This is a genomic window from Pseudaminobacter soli (ex Li et al. 2025), assembly GCF_029892515.1.
In the GTDB taxonomy this organism is placed as follows: domain Bacteria; phylum Pseudomonadota; class Alphaproteobacteria; order Rhizobiales; family Rhizobiaceae; genus Pseudaminobacter; species Pseudaminobacter soli_A.
Genome location: NZ_JARXVF010000002.1, coordinates 157,238 through 175,293, shown reverse-complemented (window position 1 = coordinate 175,293; position 18,056 = coordinate 157,238). Strand labels below are relative to the sequence as shown.

At 61.6% G+C, this 18,056-nt stretch carries 17 protein-coding genes and 1 pseudogene; 8 read left to right on the top strand and 10 right to left on the bottom strand.

The window, feature by feature from the left end; genetic code table 11:
- Positions 1-3: 3 nt before the first annotated feature.
- On the bottom strand, positions 4-432 hold the full coding sequence (locus M2281_RS11610) for a helix-turn-helix domain-containing protein (protein WP_280821326.1): 429 nt from the start codon (positions 430-432) through the stop codon (positions 4-6).
- Between the two features lie 68 nt (positions 433-500).
- Between M2281_RS11610 and M2281_RS11605 the strand changes: the two genes are divergently transcribed.
- The gene (locus M2281_RS11605; protein ID WP_280821325.1) at positions 501-1,700 is read left to right on the top strand and encodes an MFS transporter; all 1,200 of its coding nucleotides are present in this window, start codon (positions 501-503) and stop codon (positions 1,698-1,700) included.
- A gap of 205 nt (positions 1,701-1,905) precedes the next feature.
- On the opposite strand, the pseudogene M2281_RS11600 reads toward M2281_RS11605, so the two are convergent.
- The 4 genes and pseudogenes from M2281_RS11600 to M2281_RS11585 all read right to left on the bottom strand — a co-directional run bounded on the left by M2281_RS11600 (position 1,906) and on the right by M2281_RS11585 (position 4,838).
- Positions 1,906-2,560: pseudogene (locus tag M2281_RS11600) on the bottom strand (nitroreductase).
- A gap of 81 nt (positions 2,561-2,641) precedes the next feature.
- A complete protein-coding gene (locus M2281_RS11595) occupies positions 2,642-3,556 on the bottom strand; it encodes an MBL fold metallo-hydrolase (RefSeq protein ID WP_280821324.1) in 915 nt (304 codons plus the stop codon).
- Positions 3,557-3,652: 96 nt separating this feature from the next.
- The gene (locus tag M2281_RS11590) at positions 3,653-4,066 is read right to left on the bottom strand and encodes a cupin domain-containing protein (RefSeq protein WP_280821323.1); all 414 of its coding nucleotides are present in this window, start codon (positions 4,064-4,066) and stop codon (positions 3,653-3,655) included.
- A gap of 16 nt (positions 4,067-4,082) precedes the next feature.
- Positions 4,083-4,838 carry an SDR family oxidoreductase gene (locus M2281_RS11585; RefSeq protein ID WP_280821322.1) on the bottom strand — a complete coding sequence of 252 codons (756 nt, stop codon included), beginning with the start codon at positions 4,836-4,838 and terminating at the stop codon, positions 4,083-4,085.
- 295 nt (positions 4,839-5,133) lie between these two features.
- Between M2281_RS11585 and M2281_RS11580 the strand changes: the two genes are divergently transcribed.
- Both M2281_RS11580 and M2281_RS11575 read left to right on the top strand, forming a co-directional pair.
- Positions 5,134-6,711, top strand: coding sequence for a winged helix-turn-helix domain-containing tetratricopeptide repeat protein (locus M2281_RS11580; protein WP_280821321.1), 1,578 nt, complete (start codon positions 5,134-5,136; stop codon positions 6,709-6,711).
- Positions 6,712-7,180: 469 nt separating this feature from the next.
- Entirely contained in the window at positions 7,181-8,728 is a 1,548-nt protein-coding gene (locus M2281_RS11575; protein ID WP_280821320.1) for an HWE histidine kinase domain-containing protein, read from the top strand.
- A 164-nt stretch (positions 8,729-8,892) separates the two neighbouring features.
- Here the strand turns inward: M2281_RS11575 and M2281_RS29205 are convergent, their stop codons facing one another.
- Both M2281_RS29205 and M2281_RS11570 read right to left on the bottom strand, forming a co-directional pair.
- The gene (locus M2281_RS29205; RefSeq protein ID WP_425537728.1) at positions 8,893-9,066 is read right to left on the bottom strand and encodes a universal stress protein; all 174 of its coding nucleotides are present in this window, start codon (positions 9,064-9,066) and stop codon (positions 8,893-8,895) included.
- A 650-nt stretch (positions 9,067-9,716) separates the two neighbouring features.
- Positions 9,717-10,460: an SDR family oxidoreductase gene (locus M2281_RS11570; RefSeq protein WP_280821319.1), complete on the bottom strand. Its 744-nt coding sequence runs from the start codon at positions 10,458-10,460 to the stop codon at positions 9,717-9,719.
- Between the two features lie 98 nt (positions 10,461-10,558).
- Between M2281_RS11570 and M2281_RS11565 the strand changes: the two genes are divergently transcribed.
- Positions 10,559-11,476 carry an AraC family transcriptional regulator gene (locus M2281_RS11565; protein WP_280821318.1) on the top strand — a complete coding sequence of 306 codons (918 nt, stop codon included), beginning with the start codon at positions 10,559-10,561 and terminating at the stop codon, positions 11,474-11,476.
- A 118-nt stretch (positions 11,477-11,594) separates the two neighbouring features.
- Here the strand turns inward: M2281_RS11565 and M2281_RS11560 are convergent, their stop codons facing one another.
- Complete coding sequence (locus M2281_RS11560; RefSeq protein WP_280821317.1) at positions 11,595-12,236, bottom strand: dihydrofolate reductase family protein; 642 nt, start codon at positions 12,234-12,236, stop codon at positions 11,595-11,597.
- 130 nt (positions 12,237-12,366) lie between these two features.
- On the opposite strand from M2281_RS11560, the gene M2281_RS11555 reads away from it, so the two are divergent.
- The 3 genes from M2281_RS11555 (at position 12,367) to M2281_RS11545 (ending at position 14,348) form a co-directional block, all read left to right on the top strand.
- A complete protein-coding gene (locus tag M2281_RS11555; protein ID WP_280821316.1) occupies positions 12,367-12,699 on the top strand; it encodes an ArsR/SmtB family transcription factor in 333 nt (110 codons plus the stop codon).
- The gene (locus M2281_RS11550) at positions 12,700-13,188 is read left to right on the top strand and encodes an SRPBCC family protein (protein WP_280821315.1); all 489 of its coding nucleotides are present in this window, start codon (positions 12,700-12,702) and stop codon (positions 13,186-13,188) included. It abuts the gene before it with no gap.
- Between the two features lie 950 nt (positions 13,189-14,138).
- Positions 14,139-14,348 (top strand): cold-shock protein, encoded by a 210-nt coding sequence (locus tag M2281_RS11545; protein ID WP_280821841.1) that lies wholly within the window; start codon positions 14,139-14,141, stop codon positions 14,346-14,348.
- 1,149 nt (positions 14,349-15,497) lie between these two features.
- Here the strand turns inward: M2281_RS11545 and M2281_RS11540 are convergent.
- Complete coding sequence (locus tag M2281_RS11540) at positions 15,498-16,187, bottom strand: TetR/AcrR family transcriptional regulator (protein ID WP_280821314.1); 690 nt, start codon at positions 16,185-16,187, stop codon at positions 15,498-15,500.
- 198 nt (positions 16,188-16,385) lie between these two features.
- Here M2281_RS11540 and M2281_RS11535 point away from each other — a divergent pair, with 198 nt between their 5' ends.
- A complete protein-coding gene (locus tag M2281_RS11535) occupies positions 16,386-16,874 on the top strand; it encodes a RidA family protein (protein ID WP_280821313.1) in 489 nt (162 codons plus the stop codon).
- A gap of 730 nt (positions 16,875-17,604) precedes the next feature.
- Here M2281_RS11535 and M2281_RS11530 read toward each other — a convergent pair.
- A complete protein-coding gene (locus M2281_RS11530; RefSeq protein WP_280821312.1) occupies positions 17,605-18,021 on the bottom strand; it encodes an organic hydroperoxide resistance protein in 417 nt (138 codons plus the stop codon).
- Between the last annotated feature and the right edge of the window lie 35 nt (positions 18,022-18,056).

Genomic DNA, 18,056 nt, shown 5'->3' with positions numbered 1-18,056 from the left:
CCGCTAAGCCCCAGCTCTTGATGGCAGCTTCTTTGGCCTCGTCGTGCGCGATGCTGTCTTCATGAGCTTACGGAACGTTGGGCATTCCAGATGGCTCGGCGCCTTGCAGTCGGCGACATGCCGGAGCATGTCACGCAAAACACGAAGTTTTGCGATCTGCCGCTGCAAATCATCTGCCTTGGCGTGGAGTTCGTCGCGCGGCACGTCGAGTTGACCGTCCTGACCGAACATCGCCGCAATCTCCAGGAGCGAGAAACCGGCTGCTCTCCCAAGGGAGATCAGGGAAAGCTTCAACAGAACATCCGGATCGAACTGCCTGCGCAATCCACGCCTGCCAATGGGGCGGATCAAGCCGATTTCCTCGTAATACCGCAGCGTTGAAGGGGGGATGCCAGAGCGCTCCGCGACCTCGCCAATATCCATCAATTTCATACTTGACCTCAAGTTGGCTTGAAGTTGTAGCCTCCGTCACAATGGCGATCTTGGCAAGAGGGACGACGATGACAAGCGGGGTGGATGCAGCGCAAACAACGGTCTGGCGGGACAGCCGGGCGGTGGCGCTTTTGTTGGCGGCGACCCTGACGGTTATGGCAAACGCCACCATCAGCCCAGCACTGCCGGGACTGCAGCACCTCTTTGCGGACGATCCTTACGCAGCGATGCTGACGCGTCTGCTGGTTCCCGCACCATCGTTGAGCGTTGCCCTGCTGGCGCCACTTACAGGCCTTGCCGTCGATCGGTTCGGACGCCGATCCCTGCTGCTCACCGGCATCCTGCTGTTCGTGATTTCGGGAAGCGCCGGACTGTACCTGCCGGATCTCCCGACGATCTTCATGAGCCGCATCATTCTGGGGGTGGCGGTTGCGTTGATCATGACCGCGCAAACCGCTCTGATCGGCGACTATTTCACCGGCGACACCAGAACCGCGCTGACTGGGTTGCAGATTTCGGCGCGAAACTTTGGAGGCTTGGTATTTATCCTGCTGGCCGGCTCGGCTGCGGCAATATCGCCACGTCTGGCTTTCGGCGTCTATGGACTGGCGGTTCTCGTGCTGCCCCTGACGTGGATGGCGATTGTTGAGCCGCGCCGAAGCTTGGCCAAGCAGCAATCCGGCCCAGAAACTTTGACTGGCGAGCAGCGGCGTTGGCGCATGCCGTTCCTGGGCTTGGTGGCGCTCCAGTCGATGACGAACATGTTCTTCTTCATCATGCCGACGCAGTTGCCCTTCTTTCTGGATGCCCAGGGCTATGACAGCGCCACGTTGACGGGCATGACCCTGAGCGTACTGATGCTGACCGGCGGCTGCATGGCGCTGCTCTACACGCGCATCCAACGCGCTATCAACTATGCGGGCGTTTTTGCGTTTGGCTATGCCGCGATGGCGGCCGGGTTTCTCCTGCTGGTACTGTCGCCACCGGTGTTCGTGACGTTCGCCGGCGCTGGACTGATCGGCGCAGGTTACGCGTTGGTCGCGCCCACCTTTGTCACCCTGACGCTCCATCTTGCGCCACCGCATCGGCGGGGGGTGGCAGGCGGCATTCTGACCGCCTCGGTGTTCATCGGTCAGTTCTGCTCTCCCTTGCTCAGCACGCCGGCCGTATCGGGCTTTGGCTATGACGGGCTGTTTCTTGGCGCGGTCGCGGTCCTGACCCTTATGGCCACCGCAGCGCTGAGCAGCACTTTAATGCGCTCGCGTTAGCACCTCGGCGCCTGAATGAATGGCCGACTTTGGGAACCAACAATCTGGATGCCCAACGACAAGGATCGGCGCGTTGCCGCCCGCAAGCTTTGGGGCCGAAATCTGCCGGTCCGCTTACGAAATACATTTGGCTGAAGCGGACATTCGGCAAGCGAGCACCGAACTATCCTATGAAACCGGGCAATGGTCGATTAGCGGGTTGCGGCTAACCGCCGACGAACGTGACCGTCTCCTGGAGCGGGGCGCGGCCCGTACGGGCGTAACTCACCGTGGGGTCCTCGTACCCGATCGACATGCCGCAGAAGAGGATGAGCCGGTCCGAGGGCGACAGGACCTCCGCGACAGTCTCGCGAACCTGCGACCACGCCATCTGCGGGCAACTGTGCAGCCCTTCGGCGCGGAGCGGCAGCATGATTGTCTGCAGATACATGCCGACGTCGGCCCATTGGGGCCGGCCCAGGGTCGCGGTCGATGTAGCAGAACAGGGCGGCGGGCGCGCCGAAACAGTTCCAGTTGCCGATGGCCGCCCGCTGGCGCGCCTCCCAGTCCTCGCGCGTAATGCCGAGCGCGCTGTAGCGCTCCTTGCCGAAGGCGGATCGGCGCTCCCCGTACGGGGACTTCAGCACGGGCGGGTACATCTCGTACTGCCGCTCGTCCCTGCACACGCGCTCGACGGCGCGCGTCTTAAGCTCGGCCAACGCCGCGCCGGTCAGCACGTAGGTGTTCCACGGCTGGATGTTCGATCCGGACGGCGACCAAGCTGCGGCGGACAGCACGCGCTCAAGCACTTCCCTAGACACAGGCTCGTCTTTGAACCCGCGCACCGAACGTCGGCTTGTGACTGCCTCATATACGTCCATGTTGATCGCCTCCCTGCCGCCGGCCATCCGTTTCGTTCAAACGCATGCGGTCGTCTCGTTCGGCCCTAACCCAACAAGCGGTCAGTACTCCCAGGGACCCGGGACCCAACGAAAGACGTCGCCGTCGACCGCCACATGGCAGACGGACGGGAACGACAGGTGAGTTGCCACCAGCGACTCGCGGTTCGCTGCCAGCTCCCGCAAAAGCCGGACCCGGACGCGGGCCGCCTCCTCGGGGTCGTGTTCGAAGCCGTTGTACCAGTCGGGGTGCTCGAACCCGACCTGGAACACGGCGTCGCCAGCGAACGTCAGCCGGTCGCTACCGGATGCCAGGCGGACCACGCTGTGCCCGGGGGTGTGGCCGCCAGTGCGCGTGACGAGCACCCCCGGCGCCACCTCGTGCTTCTCCTCGAACGTCCGCAACTGGCTCTGGTACTCGTGCAAGAACCGCTTGGCCGTCCGCCGAAGCGCGTCCGGGAACCCCGGCGGCATCGAGACGCGGGAGAAATCTGGCGACTCCCAGAACTTGGTTTCGGCGGCCGCCACATGGATGCGCAGGTCCGGACGCAGCCGGTCCCTCACTCCGTCGACGAGCAGCCCGCCAACGTGGTCCATGTGCAAGTGGGTGAGCACCACGTCGGTCACGGATGTGAGATCGATGCCGGCGGCCTGCAGTCGCTGGACCGTCCGCCCGGCTCGCGGCAGGTCCGGGAACTCGGCCCCCATCCCAGCGTCGATGAGTATGGTCCGGCCGCCGCTACGCACCACGACCACGTTCAGTGCCCACTCGAGCAGGTCCGGCGGCAGGAACATATCGTTCAGCCAGGCCGCCCGGACGGCCGGGTCGGCGTTGTGGCCCAACATCGTGCCTGGCAGCGATAGCACCCCATCGCTGACCACCAGCACGTCAATCTCGCCGACCCGCAGCGCGTAGCGCGACGGAACCAACTCGTCGAGCCCCGGTCTATCGAGGTGTGAGGTGTTTTCCAAGCTCATGTTTGCCTCCTGTTGATCGCCACGTTTGCCGGGACCGTGGCAAAGGCAGTGTACGCGGCGCTAGCGCCGCGTTGCGTGCGGGACACACGGTTCGTTTCACTTCTCAATTGGCGTTGTCAGCGTGGTCTCCTTGGTATCGACCACGAACACGGCGAGCAGACGCGCGGGCTCCGTGCTGCTCGCGTTCTCGCTCACACTGTGACGATCACCGGGATTCTCCGAGAAGCTTTCGCCGGCGTGATAGGTCACGACCGGGCCGTCGTTGACCTGGCTGCGGATCGCTCCCTGCAGGACCGTCGCGTAGATGAAGGCGGATGCCGGATGGATGTGCGCCGGCGATGTGCCGCCCGGCGCATACTCGACCAGCACGCCCTTGATGCTCTTGCCGGGCACGTTGGGGAGCACGTGGTCGTAGACGAGCGTCACCTTGGCCTTTCCGTCATCATGGGCATGCGCCGAGCCGCCATAAGTCGCCGCCAGCGCCGCCGCGCAGAGGATTCGGATGATCATGGTTATCTCCTGTGCTTCAGCTATGAACCGCATTGCGGCTGAGCCAGTCGTCGAAGCGGATGGCTCCGAGGCGCGGGCGATCGCCGGGCGTCAGCGATCGGTCGTTTAACTCCGCGCCGAAGTAGCGCCAATGCACGTCAGCGATCACTTTGCGCTTGTCGCCGTTGGCGGCCAGGAACTTGCGCCCGAACTGGTCCATCGGACAGGCCTCCGGACCCGCAACCTCGACGGTGTCGTTCAGCGGCGGTGCGAGCGTCAACTCGACCAGGTTGGCGACCACGTCGTCAGAGGCAATCGGCTGGAACAGCGCGGGCGACAGCCGGACCACGTCGCCCTCTGCGCCCGAATTGACGATGCCGCCGACAAACTCGAAGAACTGCGTCGAGCGCAGGATCGTATAGGGAATGCCGGACGCCTTGATCAGGTTCTCCTGCGCCACCTTGGCGCGGAGGTAGCCGCTGTCGGGACTGCGGTCGCTGCCGACGATCGACAATGCCAAATGATGCTTCACGCCGGCGGCCGTTTCCGCGGCCATCAGGTTGCGGCCTGAGGTCTCGAAGAATTCGAGCACCGCCTTGTCCTCCCACACCGGCGCGTTCGCCAGATCGACGACGACCTGCGCGCCGGAGAGCGCCTCTTTCAGTCCCTCGCCCGTGATGGTGTTGACGCCGGTATTGGGCGCGGCCGCGATGGCATCGTGACCCTTCTCCTGCAGTTTCTTGACGAGCTTTGATCCGATGAGGCCGGTGCCTCCGATGACGACAATTTTCATGACTTGCCCTCCAAGGGTATGCAAGGGAGTGTCAGGTTGTCTCGTAGTCGAAGCGGCGTAGGATACCGGATCGGCGGCCGGAAAGCCTTGTGGCAGCCTTGAGGCGCGATTGAATTTCGCTTGGATTTCTGTCAAGACAGCAAGACAAAAGAGCAAGACGAGCCAAGAAAGCGCCCCGCGTTCCGGCAGTTTCCGCTTGCTTTCCCGGCGGGACAACTCGCGCGAGCTTCGGCGATGATCACCGTGCTATCAATGGCCTGCCGGCCATGGCGATGAGCGGCGATGAGAGGGCTACGTGCAGTACGCGTTCGAGGACTTCGTGATCGACTCGGACCGGCGGGAGCTCACGCGCAGCGCTGAGCCGATCGCCGTCGGGCCGCAGGTCTTCGATCTGTTGCTCCATTTAGTGCGGAACAGCGAGCACGTCGTCAGCAAGAACGAGCTCCTGGATGCCGTGTGGGCCGGGCGGATCGTCTCTGAATCGACCCTGACCAGTCACATAAACGCGGCGCGCAAGGCCATCGGCGACAGCGGGCGGGACCAGCGCCTGCTTCGAACGATCGCCCGCAAGGGATTCCGGTTCGTCGGCGACGTCAGCGAGATTGTCAGTCGCTCCGCCGCGGTCAGCACCGAGCCCGACGCGCCGGGCAAAACCATCGCCGAGGCGCCGGCCCTCCCCGACAGGCCCTCCATTGCCGCGCTCCCGTTCCTGAACCTTAGCGGCGACATCGAGCAAGAGTACTTCACCGACGGCGTGGTGGAGGACATCATCACGGCCTTGTCGCGCATTCGCTGGCTGTTCGTGATCGCACGCAATTCGAGCTTCACCTACAAGGGCCGCGCGGTCGACGTGAAACAGGTCGGCCGCGAGCTCGGTGTGCGCTATGTGCTGGAAGGCAGCGTGCGCAAGGCGGCGCACAAGGTGCGCATCAGCGGGCAGCTTATCGATGCAACCACCGGGGCGCATCTGTGGGCCGAGCGCTTCGAAAGCGCGCTCGACGATATTTTCGAGCTACAGGATCAGGTCACCGAGGCGGTCGTCGGCGCGATCGCGCCGCAGCTCGAGCGGGCCGAGATCGAGCGCGCGAAACACAAGTCAACCGAAAGCCTCGACGCCTACGACTACTATCTGCGCGGCATGGCGTACCTCCATCTGGGATCCAGGGAGTCGATCGACGCAGCGCTCGGCCAGTTCAACCCCGCGCTCATGCGCGACCCGAATTTCGCGTCGGCCTACGCGATGGCGGCGTGGTGCTATTTCTGGCGCAAGGTCAACGGCTGGATGACCGATCGCCCAGCCGAGATCGCCGAGGGCGCCCGCCTGGCGCGCCTGGCCGTCGACTTGGGCCGGGACGATGCGGTCGCGCTCACCCGCGGCGGGCATGCGCTCGCCCACCTCACCGATGACGTCGCCGGCGGAATCGCCTTGCTCGACCGGGCGCTCGTGCTCAATCCCAATCTCGCGTCGGCCTGGTTCCTCGCCGGCTTCCTGCGGACCTGGAACGGCGAGCCGGACGCCGCCATCGAGCATATCGCGCACGCAATGAGGCTGAGCCCACTCGACCCCGAGCTCTACCGCATGCAGGCCGGACTGGCAGCCGCGCATCTGTTCGCGGGGCGCTTTGACGCCGCGTCGTCGTGGGCGGAGAAAGCCTTCCGGGAATTGCCGAGCTTCCTGATGGTCGTCAGTGTCATCGCGGCGAGCCATGCGCTCGCGGGTCGGCCGGAAGAGGCGCAGCGCGCGATGAAGCATCTGCGCGAGCTCGACCCCACGCTGCGCGTCTCCAATCTCGCAGATTGGCTCCCGATCCGTCGGCCGGAGGACCTCGCGACCTTCATGGATGGGTTGCGGAAGGCGGGGCTGCCGGAGTGAGGAGCGCGGTTCTCCGACCAATCATGCGACGTTGTGAGCAAGGCTAGCATAGTCCTGCTGCAGACTTGGCCGGATGGGTCCGAAGCGCATGTAAGGCGAAGCACTGCGGAATTCCCGCGCCATTGATTCGAGATGCAGTCGATGAGCCGTCGCCGTCAATTAGGCTATGGATGAAGTCGCACCTGGCGGCTTTTGGCGCAATCACGACCTCCAGCGTGGTCTGGCCATGTCTGCCTTCAGGAAGCGACAACTGTCGGTCCGCTTTCGAAATACATTTGGCTGAAGTGGACGTTCGGCAGACGACCCGAAGCTGGCCTGACGAGCGGCAACGCCTGCCATCACGGCAGAACTCTCGGAACCGCGTTCAGCGGAGACGGGGGTCTTCGCTTGTCGGCCCGAAGCATCCGTGGTTTCCTGGCATTGTAGCCCAACGATCCTGGGATGAATGGCATTCCTGAGAGGGCAAACCATGCCCAGCGCCGACGAAATCGACATCAAAGCGAGAAGATATTTCACGGGTCGGGCCTGGCCTCTCTATCCAATACTTGGTGCTGCCTATTCGGCACTGTTCCTTCTTGGTGTCTACACGGAAGACAACATCGTCCTGGGTCTGATTTGGCCGGCAAACGCGTTTATGCTCGGGATGATCGTCCGCTTTCCTCTGTTGGCGCGTTTTCCCGGTTGGATCGCTTGTCTTCTCGGCTTCGCAATCGGCATCTGGATTGTCGGTTATGGAATTGCCGTCAGCGTCGGGCTGGCAGCCTACAATTTCGGGATTGTCGCCATCGGCTATATCCTGCTCTCTCGTTTCGATCGGATTGATCAGCGTCTAGAGCGGCCAACCTCGGTATTTTGCCTTCTCGCCGCTGTTGTTCCTGCATGCCTGTTTGGCGGAATTGCAGGCCCGGTCCTGGTCAGCTCCTTGTATTTCAACCCGCTAGAAGTCAGCGGCTTCCGGTTCTGGTTTTCGGTCGAGCTATTGAACCAACTCACCTTGTTGCCGGTGATCCTTACTCTCCCCGAACGAGGGCAATGGGCGCAGCAACTGCCCCTCTCCTTTCACGATCAAGTGCCCATCCTAGCGCTGGTACTTTCCGCCGTCGTGGGAATTTTGTTCGGCGGAATAGCGGCATTCGCTTTCCCGATTCCGGCCCTTCTTTGGTGTGCCATATCTTATCGGGTTTTCCTGACGGCCTTGTTGACATTCACATTCTGCACCTGGTCAATCATCTCGACGACCATCGGCTATATCGACGTGTCGAATTTCAATGAAACGATGGTTCTCTCGATCAGCATGGCAGGTGCGCTCATCTCTTTGAGCCCGCTCATCGTCTCGACGACGACCGTGACGAGAAACGAGTATCTGACACAGACGAAAGCTCTCGCCGCAGAACGCGAAATCGTATCCAGGGAACTTGATCATCGGATCAAGAACCTGTTCGCGCTGGTCAATGGTTTGATTGGCCTCTCAGTTCGCGATCGCCCTGCCATGAGACCGCTGGCAGACGTCCTCAGGAATCGTCTTACGGCCTTGAGGATCGCGCATGGCCTCATCTGGGATGGGCAGTCGACCGGCACCACCAGCGCGCGAACTTCGCTGCGGGAGCTGATTGGCGTTTTGCTCAGGCCCTATGCGAATGGGGCGGAGAGGAGGATTGTCGTTGACGAGGACGCCTTTGTCGACAGAGGAATGGTTACCTCCTTAGCTCTCATTTTCCACGAACTGGCGACCAACTCGACCAAATACGGTGCCTTGAGCGATCCGCAGGGGGTTCTGGAAGTCCAGGTCTGGCGCAGCATGGACGAACTGCATATCATGTGGACAGAGAGAGTCCCCAAGACGAACGTTCAACCAGAAGTCGGCGTCAGTGGCTTTGGCTCCAAGCTCCTCGATCTCACAATCAAGTCGCAACTGCATGGCACCTATACGCGCAGGTTCGCAGAAGGCGGAGTAGAAACCGAAATCATTCTGCCCGGAAGACTGTTCCATAGCTATTCGCGGCGTGCAAGCAACTGACCTCTGGGCAAAAAAGTGATGCCAGGGCGAGTGATGGTGGGGCCGTACAGATTTGGGTAAAGCCGCCTATACCCGACGCTGAAGTCAATACACCTTACCTTGCGGTCCAATCGTAGCGGACGAGTTCGTCAGTGGCTGCAGAACAACGCCAGGCTATCGGACTTTCATTGCTTGGCCCGGACAACCAGCAGGGGACAAAGTGCCTCCCGCATGACTGTTTCTGCGACGCTCCCGACCGAGACCCTGGCAAGGCCCTTGCGGATATGACCGCCAACGACAACCAGGTCCGCCTCCCATTCCTTGGCCGCGTTTACGATCTCAGGCCCGGGAAGTCCCAGGAGGACAAACTAAGCGCATAGACACCGTCCGGGAATCGGGAACGAAGGTCGGCCATCAACTGTGTGCTTTCCCCGTCGCGGTGGCAGGCGGGCTTTGCCTGACTTGCACGATGGGCTTCCACCCCGCGACCACCGCGGTCCACCGGTCGGGCTTTTCCCGTTTCAGGCCGCCGTTTAACCCGACCTGACCACCTGTTCTGCCAGAGCTAGACTGCTTCCATGGTCTGGGAGCACCATCTTCGCCAAGGGGGAATTGCCCGCTCGATCTCCGGGGCGTGCATCAATCGTGCGAAGTGTCTGGCGTAATTAGCGGCTTCTATCGGACGCCCGACGCGCCCGTCGCCTCCCCCGAGGCGACGGGCATATTTGTATATTCTAATGAAACCTAAGCGGAACATCAGCGTTTTGGCCCGGCGAGACGTGCGGGGCTTTTGGCGTAGAAAGCCAAAAAGTAGAGGTTCGGATCACAAGGCGTCACGGCCGAGGCTGCCCCTGCCTCGATCTGGCCTGGAAGGCGACACTCACGCCAAGCCACGGGGCGACGGCAACGGTCGACATAGCGGACGATTCGCCAGGCTCCGGTTTGGCGGCGAGGCGGATGATTTCGGGCACCGATCATGAAGACAAGCCGATGATCGGTGCCGGGGCAATCAAGCGACCTGCGCAAGGCCGACGGCGTCGGGACCGGCCGGATAGTGGAGCCGGTTCGAGGTGTCGTTCGCGGCCAGCCACACCGCTTCGGCCACGTCGCTTTCGTTCGTGGTCAGCGCCGGGTTGGCGAAGTCGGCAAAGATTGGTCGCGCGAAATCCGCATAGGCCTCGGGGATCAGGTCCGTGACGGGAATGTCGGTGTTGGCCGTGAACCGCGTCGTCGGCGCATAGCCGGGCTCCACCAGTTTGACCCGGACACCGAAAGCGCCCAGTTCATGTGCCAGCGATCCGGTGAAGCCTGCGACGGCCTGCTTGCTGGCCGTATAGGCTGCCGCGAGCGGCATCGATGCGAGCGTCACGCTGGAGGTGACGTTCACGATGACACCCGAACGGCGCGCCCGCATCTGCGGGATCACCGCCTGCGTCATCGCCATGACGCCGAAGGTATTGGTCTCGAACACCTTGCGCACATGCGATATCGGCGTCACCTCGAATGCTCCGACCACGCCGATACCGGCATTGTTCACCAAGACGTCGATCGGCCCCGCCGCTTCGATTGCGGCCGCGATGCTTTCGGGATTGGTGACGTCAAGCGGCAGGATGCGGATGCGCTCCGTTTCGGGAAGCACTCCCTTGCGCGGGTTGCGCATGGTGGCAATGACGCTCCAGCCCTGCGCGTGAAAGTGGCGGGCGCTTTCCAACCCGTAGCCGGACGAGCAGCCGGTGATGAGGACGGTTTTCATGTCGGTCTCCTGTGTTTGGTGTTGACGCGACCGATCTTACAGGCATGATCAGGACTATCATCAATCAATGATCCTAATTCTATTGGCAGTAGTCCGAAATGGCCGATCCGCTTTGCCAGGTGATCCAGCTTCTGCAGCCTCGTGCCGTGTTCTCGAAAGGGATCAGCGGGGCTGGTCGTTGGGCAGTGCGCTATGCCGAGTTCGGCCAACCGGGCTTTTGCGCCGTGACCGAGGGGCGATGCCGCCTTGCCGTCGATGGCGAGGCGCCAGTCGTCCTTGAAGAGGGCGATTTCGTTCTGCTGCCCGCCACGCCAGCCTTTACCATGTCGGGCTTGGAGTCCGCCCGCCCCTTGCGGATCGACCCGAAAATGGCCGCGCCGCCCGACAGAGAAATCCGCCATGGCCGACCAAATGGGCCGCCCGATGTCCGGCAATTCGGAGGCTATTTCTCCTTCGGTTCGCCGGATGCCGCACTCGTCGTCTCGCTCTTGCCGCGCATGATCCACATCCGTGGGATTCCGCGGCTGAGCCAATTGGTCCGTCTCGTCGGCGAGGAGGCGGCGCGCGACGACATTGGCCGCGACCTTATTCTTGAGCGCCTCGTGGAAATCCTCCTGATCGAGGCGCTTCGGGCCGCGCCGGCGCAGGCAGCCCAGCCCGGCCTCCTGCGCGGTCTGGGCGATCCCCGGATCGCCGCCGCACTGCGCAGCATGCACGGCGATGTCGAACGGTCCTGGACCATCCCCGACCTCGCGCGCGAGGCGGGCATGTCCCGTTCCGCTTTCTTCGACCGCTTCGTCCGCATGGTCGGGGTCCGGCCGATGGCGTATTTGCTCGCCTGGCGCATGGCCGCCGCAAAGAACCTGTTGCGCAGCGGAGGGGTGGCGCTCGACGAGGTGGCCAGACGCATCGGCTACGGCTCTGCGAGCACGTTCAGCACGGCCTTCAGCCGTCATGTCGGCCTGCCACCCGGCCGCTTCATGAGACGCTCGGATACGCCGAGCGAAACTTCATAGGCTTTGCAAGGCGGGAGGAGGCCGGAACCAGAATGTCGGCATCTGGGTTGACTATTCGAAAAGCTGACATTGTGGGCGCCTGCGGGCAGTTCATGATCGCGCTGTTCACGCGCTAGGGTTAGCGTCGAAATGTCAAGTGAATGGTGCCGCTCTCTGCCGTTTCTGACTCTACCGTATAGCCAAGCTCGAAGTCACGCAGATCGTCCCAGAGACGGATGCCGCGTCCGAGCAGGATTGGGGCGATGGCGACATGGAGGCGGTCGACGTGCCCCGCCCTGAGGAAATCGCGGACGGTGCTGGCTCCGCCGCCAACCCGCACGTCCTTTCCACCCGCGACGGCAACAGCCTGCCGGAGCGCCTCGGCCGGCGTTGTGTCGATGAAATGGAATGTCGTGCCGCCAGCCATTTCGATCGAGGGCCGCTTGCTGTGGGTAAGCACGAAGACCGGGCAGCGGAATGGCGGCTCGTCGCCCCACCAGCCCTTCCAGTCCGGATCATTGGGGAAATTGTGCAGCCCGAACATGCCGGCGCCCATGATCTCTGCGCCGATATTGTCGAAATACGCGCTGGCATATTGGTCGTCGATGCCGGTCGTCCCTTGACCGCTAGTGTCCTTGAACAGGCGCTCGCGGAAAGTCCTTGTCGCCATATAAGCACCGACGAGGCGCATCCAGTCCTCACCCATCGGCTGCTCGGGCGTCTGGTCCGTCGTTGTCGCGAAACCGTCGAGGGAGATGTTGAGATCGACACGAACTGCCACGGGGGCCTCCTGCTTGTGGTCGCCCGGTGCGGGCTGATTACTAAGGTAGATACCTTTATGTCGAACGCGAATGCTAAGGCAAGTGCCTTTTTGTCGTTGACCGATGGCTCCAGCCATTTTACGCATACACATGCCTTACCATTCGACCCCTCTCGACCTTGCCTTTCACGCTCTCAGCGACCCGACCCGCCGCGCGGTGGTGTCACGGCTGGCCGAGGGCGAGTTGCCGGTCAGCATTCTGGCCGAACCGTTCGACATGGCGCTGCCCTCCTTCGCCCAGCATCTCCGGGTGCTGGAGGAGTGCGGGCTGATCGCCAGCGAGAAGCGCGGGCGCCGCCGCTGGTGCCGGTTGGTGAAGGCGCGCTTCGACGAGGCGGCGAACTGGATGGAAGCGGAGCGCCGGAACTGGGCCATGCGGCTGGAGCGGCTGGAAGTCTACCTGGACACGACGAAAGAGGGATGAATGAAAGACGTGGCAAGCCCATTTGAGAGCTGGTCGCTCGATCGCGAGATCGTGCTGGTGAAGCTTCTGAACCACCCGCGCAGCAAGGTGTTTGCCGCCTGGATGAAGCCTGAGGCGCTCGCCCAATGGTTCGGCCCGACCGCCGTCAGCATCGAGAGCCACGAAGCCGATATACGCGAAGGCGGGGTCTGGCGTTTCGACATGGTGGGCATGTTCGAGGGCAAGCAACAGCGCTTTCCCAATCTCATGCGTTTCCTGGAGATCGTGCCGAACGAGCGGATCGTGATGGATCATGGTACGCCCAACCCTGACGACCCCAACCGTTTCCGCGTCACGGTGACCTTCGACGAGCAGGCCGACGGTAAGACGGTCCTGACCATGCGCCAGCTCCACCCCAGCCGCGAACGGCGTCAGGTGGTCATCGGCTTCGGCGCGGTGGAATACGGACTGCAGACGCTGGACGGTCTCGCAGCCTGGCTGGATGGGTGAGCCCATGGATAGCCCCGTTCGGTGATCTGAGCCACCGCATCGCGTTTGAAATCATCACTGAAATGGCCGGTCAGCCTGCCCGCCCTGAATGATGGAGAGGCACTGAACCGGACTTAATCAATGCGTTTTGTGGATGCGTCGGCGACCTGCAGCGTTAAGCCAGCAATGTCAGCTTTCAGGAAGTGGCGAAGCCTATGCGAATGGCCGACTTGGGCGCGAAGCCGTCATGCACACCTCCAACCGGCCGTTAGCAGCCTGTCCGGTTTCGATCCCGATTGGCGACTAGCTGCCATTCGGCATCCGAGTTCATCTCGGACATTCGGAGGTAGCTAGCGGATTCACGAAAGCTGCCGATCGAGGTGACGGGTCGAATGAGAGCGCCGGAAGTCGGCGCTCCCATGATAGGCTTTGTCAGAGCGTGTAACCGCCCTCGAGTGTCAGCTTGCGCAAGCCAAATAAGTGGGCTCGTCCCGGACCAAGTAGGAAATCAACGCTGCAATGGCAACGGCAACAGGAACTGGGGCTCCTGGAACGGCAATTACAACGGCAACATGAACCCCGGCTGGTACAACGGTAACGGCAACGGCAACGGCAACTAAGTTGCCTTCCGGTCGGGGCCGTCGCCTTTGGTCGTTGAGACGGCGGCCCCGAACTCCTTCAGCCGAAATCCCAAATAACACCGCGGTGGCCTGCCGCTGCGTAGCCCGCGGCCGGAACTGATGCCGCACTTCGAACGAGCCCCCATCGGCTGCGGAGCCAGTGCAGTTGAGCGGCCCGGCAGCGGGCGCGCGGATTGCCGCAATCCAGGGGCGCGCCTATATCTTCGCATCGATCTTGCTGACGAACGTTGTTTCTGCGCCTTGGTGCCCAGACGATTTCCTTCTCAATATCGACAACTAGCTTTTTGGCTCGGCCAACCGTCATTGAGCACCGATTTGAAAGGAAACCTCATGGCCACCGGAACAGTAAAATTCTTCAATTCCGCCAAAGGCTTTGGCTTTATCGCCCCGGATGAGGGCGGCCCGGACGTTTTCGTCCACATTTCCGCCGTCGAGCGCGCCGGCATGCGTACCCTCGTCGAGGGCCAGAAGCTTTCATTCGAAGTGGTGCGCGACCCCCGCAAGGGAAAGATCTCGGCAGATAACCTGCAGGCGGCATGACGCAATAGTGTTCCCGGTCTTTGACCGCGAATTTGTTGGCCGTCTGGCCTTCTGCTGAAGATCGGAAACTTCCCGACCTTTTTCGTCCCTAGGATGACCATGATGAATGGAGCCAAGGACAGTTTCATGTCGAAACGGGCCAAGCGGGACAACGAGACAACGACAAGGATCGCTCGTGAGATAGTCGACGCGGAGGTTGTAAACCGAGAAGCGAAGACACAACGCCTTCGTCAGGCTCGCCTTGCAAGGGAGGCCGCAGAGCCCGCCATGGGCTCAAGGAAGAACAAGCGCAACGCCCCATCCAAGGACAGCAAAGAGCAATCCGCCGACCAGGCGCGCAGGCGCCCAGTCAATGCTGTGGCGGGCAGACGTTCAAAATAGAAGGCATGCAAAGCCCGCCGCCTCGGTTGAGACGACGGGCGGGCTTGTCTGGCGTCCGATGGAAGCCGCTGATCACGCCAGGCACTTCGCGCAAGCCCGCCTCGGAGATCAAGCGGGCAATTCCCCTTGGCGAATGTGGTGCTCCCAGACCATGGAGCAGTGGGCAGAACAGTCGGTCAGGTTTTCGGTGAAAGCGGCGGCCATGATACGAGAAAAGCCCATCACCTGCGTTAGCGGGCTAGCGTTCGGCGGTGCTGAGATCCGAGGTTTGCTCAATCGGTCGTCCCGACGTCGCCAGCGACGAATTGTGATAGGCGGTCTGCCCTGTAACTTCCCGCAAAAAGGGCTGCCCCGGAGACCGAGGCGGCAGTTCCCAGACCATCGATCCAGACTAGCTCGGACCGAATTGACGGTCAGGTCAGGGAAAACGGCGCCATGAAACGGGAAAAGCCCGCCACCTTGCATTAGCGGGCTAGCATTCGGCGGCGCTGATTTCGGCCTAGGCTTTTCTTCTCCCGCCAGCGACTGATCCAAGCGAGAGTGATAGCTCCGGATATATCTTCTTATCGAATAGATGCGCCGAGCCGATGAAGCTCAGTCCCGACGAACAGGCGCGACTGCACAAGGAACTGGGCAAAGCAATGATGGCCGTGCGATGATCGCCCACTGACACGGCACCGCGCCCGCCATATTCGACGACAGCCTTCGACGCAGGATCGAACGCGCGCATGGAATCCGGCACGGTTTCGTCCAGGAATTGACGAATGTTCATGGTCCCGGAGCGAGGCCATCGAGCAGGAAGTCTAGGCCTTTCCTGAAAGCGCCGTCCCAATCGTTATCCAACAACAGACGAGAGCGTTCGATTGTCGGGCAGTGTTGGCTGAGACGTGTAAGGCGCTGCTGTGCGGCGGCCATGTCGTCGTCAGACAGGTCGAAGCTTGCCCGAGTGATGGTAGCGCCGATCACATAGTTCCAGAGCGACCATATTGCGACGTTCAAATCCGCGTCAGTTACACCGGCTCCGGACAAGGTCTTGCTCAACAGTTCCAAGCGACCGAGGATGTTCGGGCCGAGTGCCCGGCGCGGCAACAGCGATGCCGACCAAGGATGGCGCAGCATGCTGGCGCGCCAGTCTTCGAGCATATCAACGACTTCCCCGCGCCAGTCTTGGGACTCGGCTATTTGCGGCGGTCTGCGATATTCCAGCACCGTGTCAAGCGCCAGATCAAGGACCTCCTCTTTGTTGTCGACGTGCCAATATAGGCTCATCGCGCCCGAGCCGAGGCGATCGGCCAGCCGACGCATCTTCAATCCGTCGAGTCCTTGGGCGTCCAGCAGTTCTACCGCGATCGCCACGATCCGTTCCAGAGAGAGAGGCGGTTCACTGTGCGGCTCCTGCACGGACATACCTTTCCGTTGAGGCCGTTTGCTCTGAGCGCCGCTACGTTTGGCTGGCATCGGTCTTCCTTGCTGATCTGAACGTCGATTTTTGGCCGACAATGCAACGAATGTCGATTCTGAACGATTGACTCGTACGACGTACGATGCAATTGAATCGTACGTCGTACGAGTCGGTTATACGGGCGATGGGTTAAAGTTCAATCCTACAGGCCGCGAGGCTACGTTGCTCGCGGTCGTCAGAACCAAGAGAAAATCATGTCACGCGCCATCAAGCGCCTACTTATCGGAGGGCTAATCATCATGACCATGGGAGTTCCCACTGCGACGGCAGCGAATGAGAATGATCTCAAGCTGACCATCGTCAATCCGCAGAACCTCTACGACCCGACACCGAATGGCTACAGCACGGCGGTGATTGTGCCTCGCGAAGCCCGGGTGGCGTACATCTCCGGACAGGGCGGCCAAGACAGCACTGGGGCCTTGTCGCCCGACTTCGCTGTCCAGGTTAGGCAGGCCTACGCAAATTTAAGCACCGCCCTCGATGCGCTTGGTGCCAGGCCGGATCAGGTCGCCAAGCTCACGGTTTTCGTGGTCGATCACGATATGTCCAAGCTTGAGGTGTTGACCAAGAACGTCAAGGAAATGTTCGGCGAGGCGCTGCCGGCACAGACTCTGGTTCCCGTTCCAAAGCTTGCAATTGACACCATGCTCTTCGAGGTGGAAGCCGTGGTCGCGCTTGATTAGCGGGCACCGTCATCTCTGGTCTCTTGGCCATCACGAAGCTGGCGTAATCTACGGCAGAGTTCCCACTCTCGATACCGAGCAACTCGTCCGTTTCTACGTCAGCTTCCCACCCTTTGCAGAAGCTCAGGTCATGCTGATTCACGACCGCAATGGGCCGAGAGCTGTCTGTCCGCTTTTCGATGGCGCCTTGAACGGGAAAAGCCCGCCACTCGCCTAGATTCAGCCGCAGCCGCATTCCTCCTACCTGAGTAAGTAGAGGTGACGGGTCGAATGAGAGCGCCGGAAGTCGGCGCTCCCATGATAGGCTTTGTCAGAGCGTGTAACCGCCCTCGAGTGTCAGGCTTGCGCAAGCCAAATAAGTGGGCTCGTCCCGGACCAAGTAGGAAATCAACGCTGCGATCTCCTTAGGATGTGCGGGCTCCGATCGGATAACATTCCGATCGCATCAATATTGATGTCTGTATCGGAGGTACCCGGCTGGACATTGTTCACGGTGGTGCGGCGTGCGCAAGGTCGAGAGCGGCTCCCTTCACCATCGCAGTATGAGCGCCTTTGGTAAATTGATACACGCTGGAGCCGGAAAACCCGGTGCTAGCGGACAGGTCAACGAGCCCCGCGAGCGGCGAGGGTTCGTTTGACGTAGTGTCATATATACACGGCGTCGCCAAGACACCTGCGCCGATGAGGCCAATTGCCACCCATCTCAGACCCAAAGGTTTTTTGCTTGTCATCACACAATGCTCAGTTCGACGCTGATATTGCCGCGGGTGGCCTTGGAATAAGGGCAAATCTGATGAGCTTCCTCAATGATTGCTTGCGCAAGTTCGGGCTCGATGCCCGGCAGATTGACTGCCAGCCTCGCCTGAAGGAAGAAGTCGCCTTCCGTCGTGCCCAGATCCACCTCCGCGTCCACAGCGGTGTCGGCTGGAAGCCGCATCTGCCGCTTGCCAGCCGCCTTGGTCATCGCGCCGATAAAACAAGCGGACCAGCCGGCGGCAAAGAGTTGTTCCGGGTTGGAGCCCGGCCGCCCACTTCCAGGAGTCGAAAGCTTGATGTCCAGCGCGGCGTCATCGCTGCGGGCGAAGCCCTCGCGTCCGCCGGTGGTGTGGGTCTTGCCGGTATAGAGAACCTTTTCAATCTTCGTCATGGAACACTCCTTTGTTTCGTCGCAACCTGCGACAT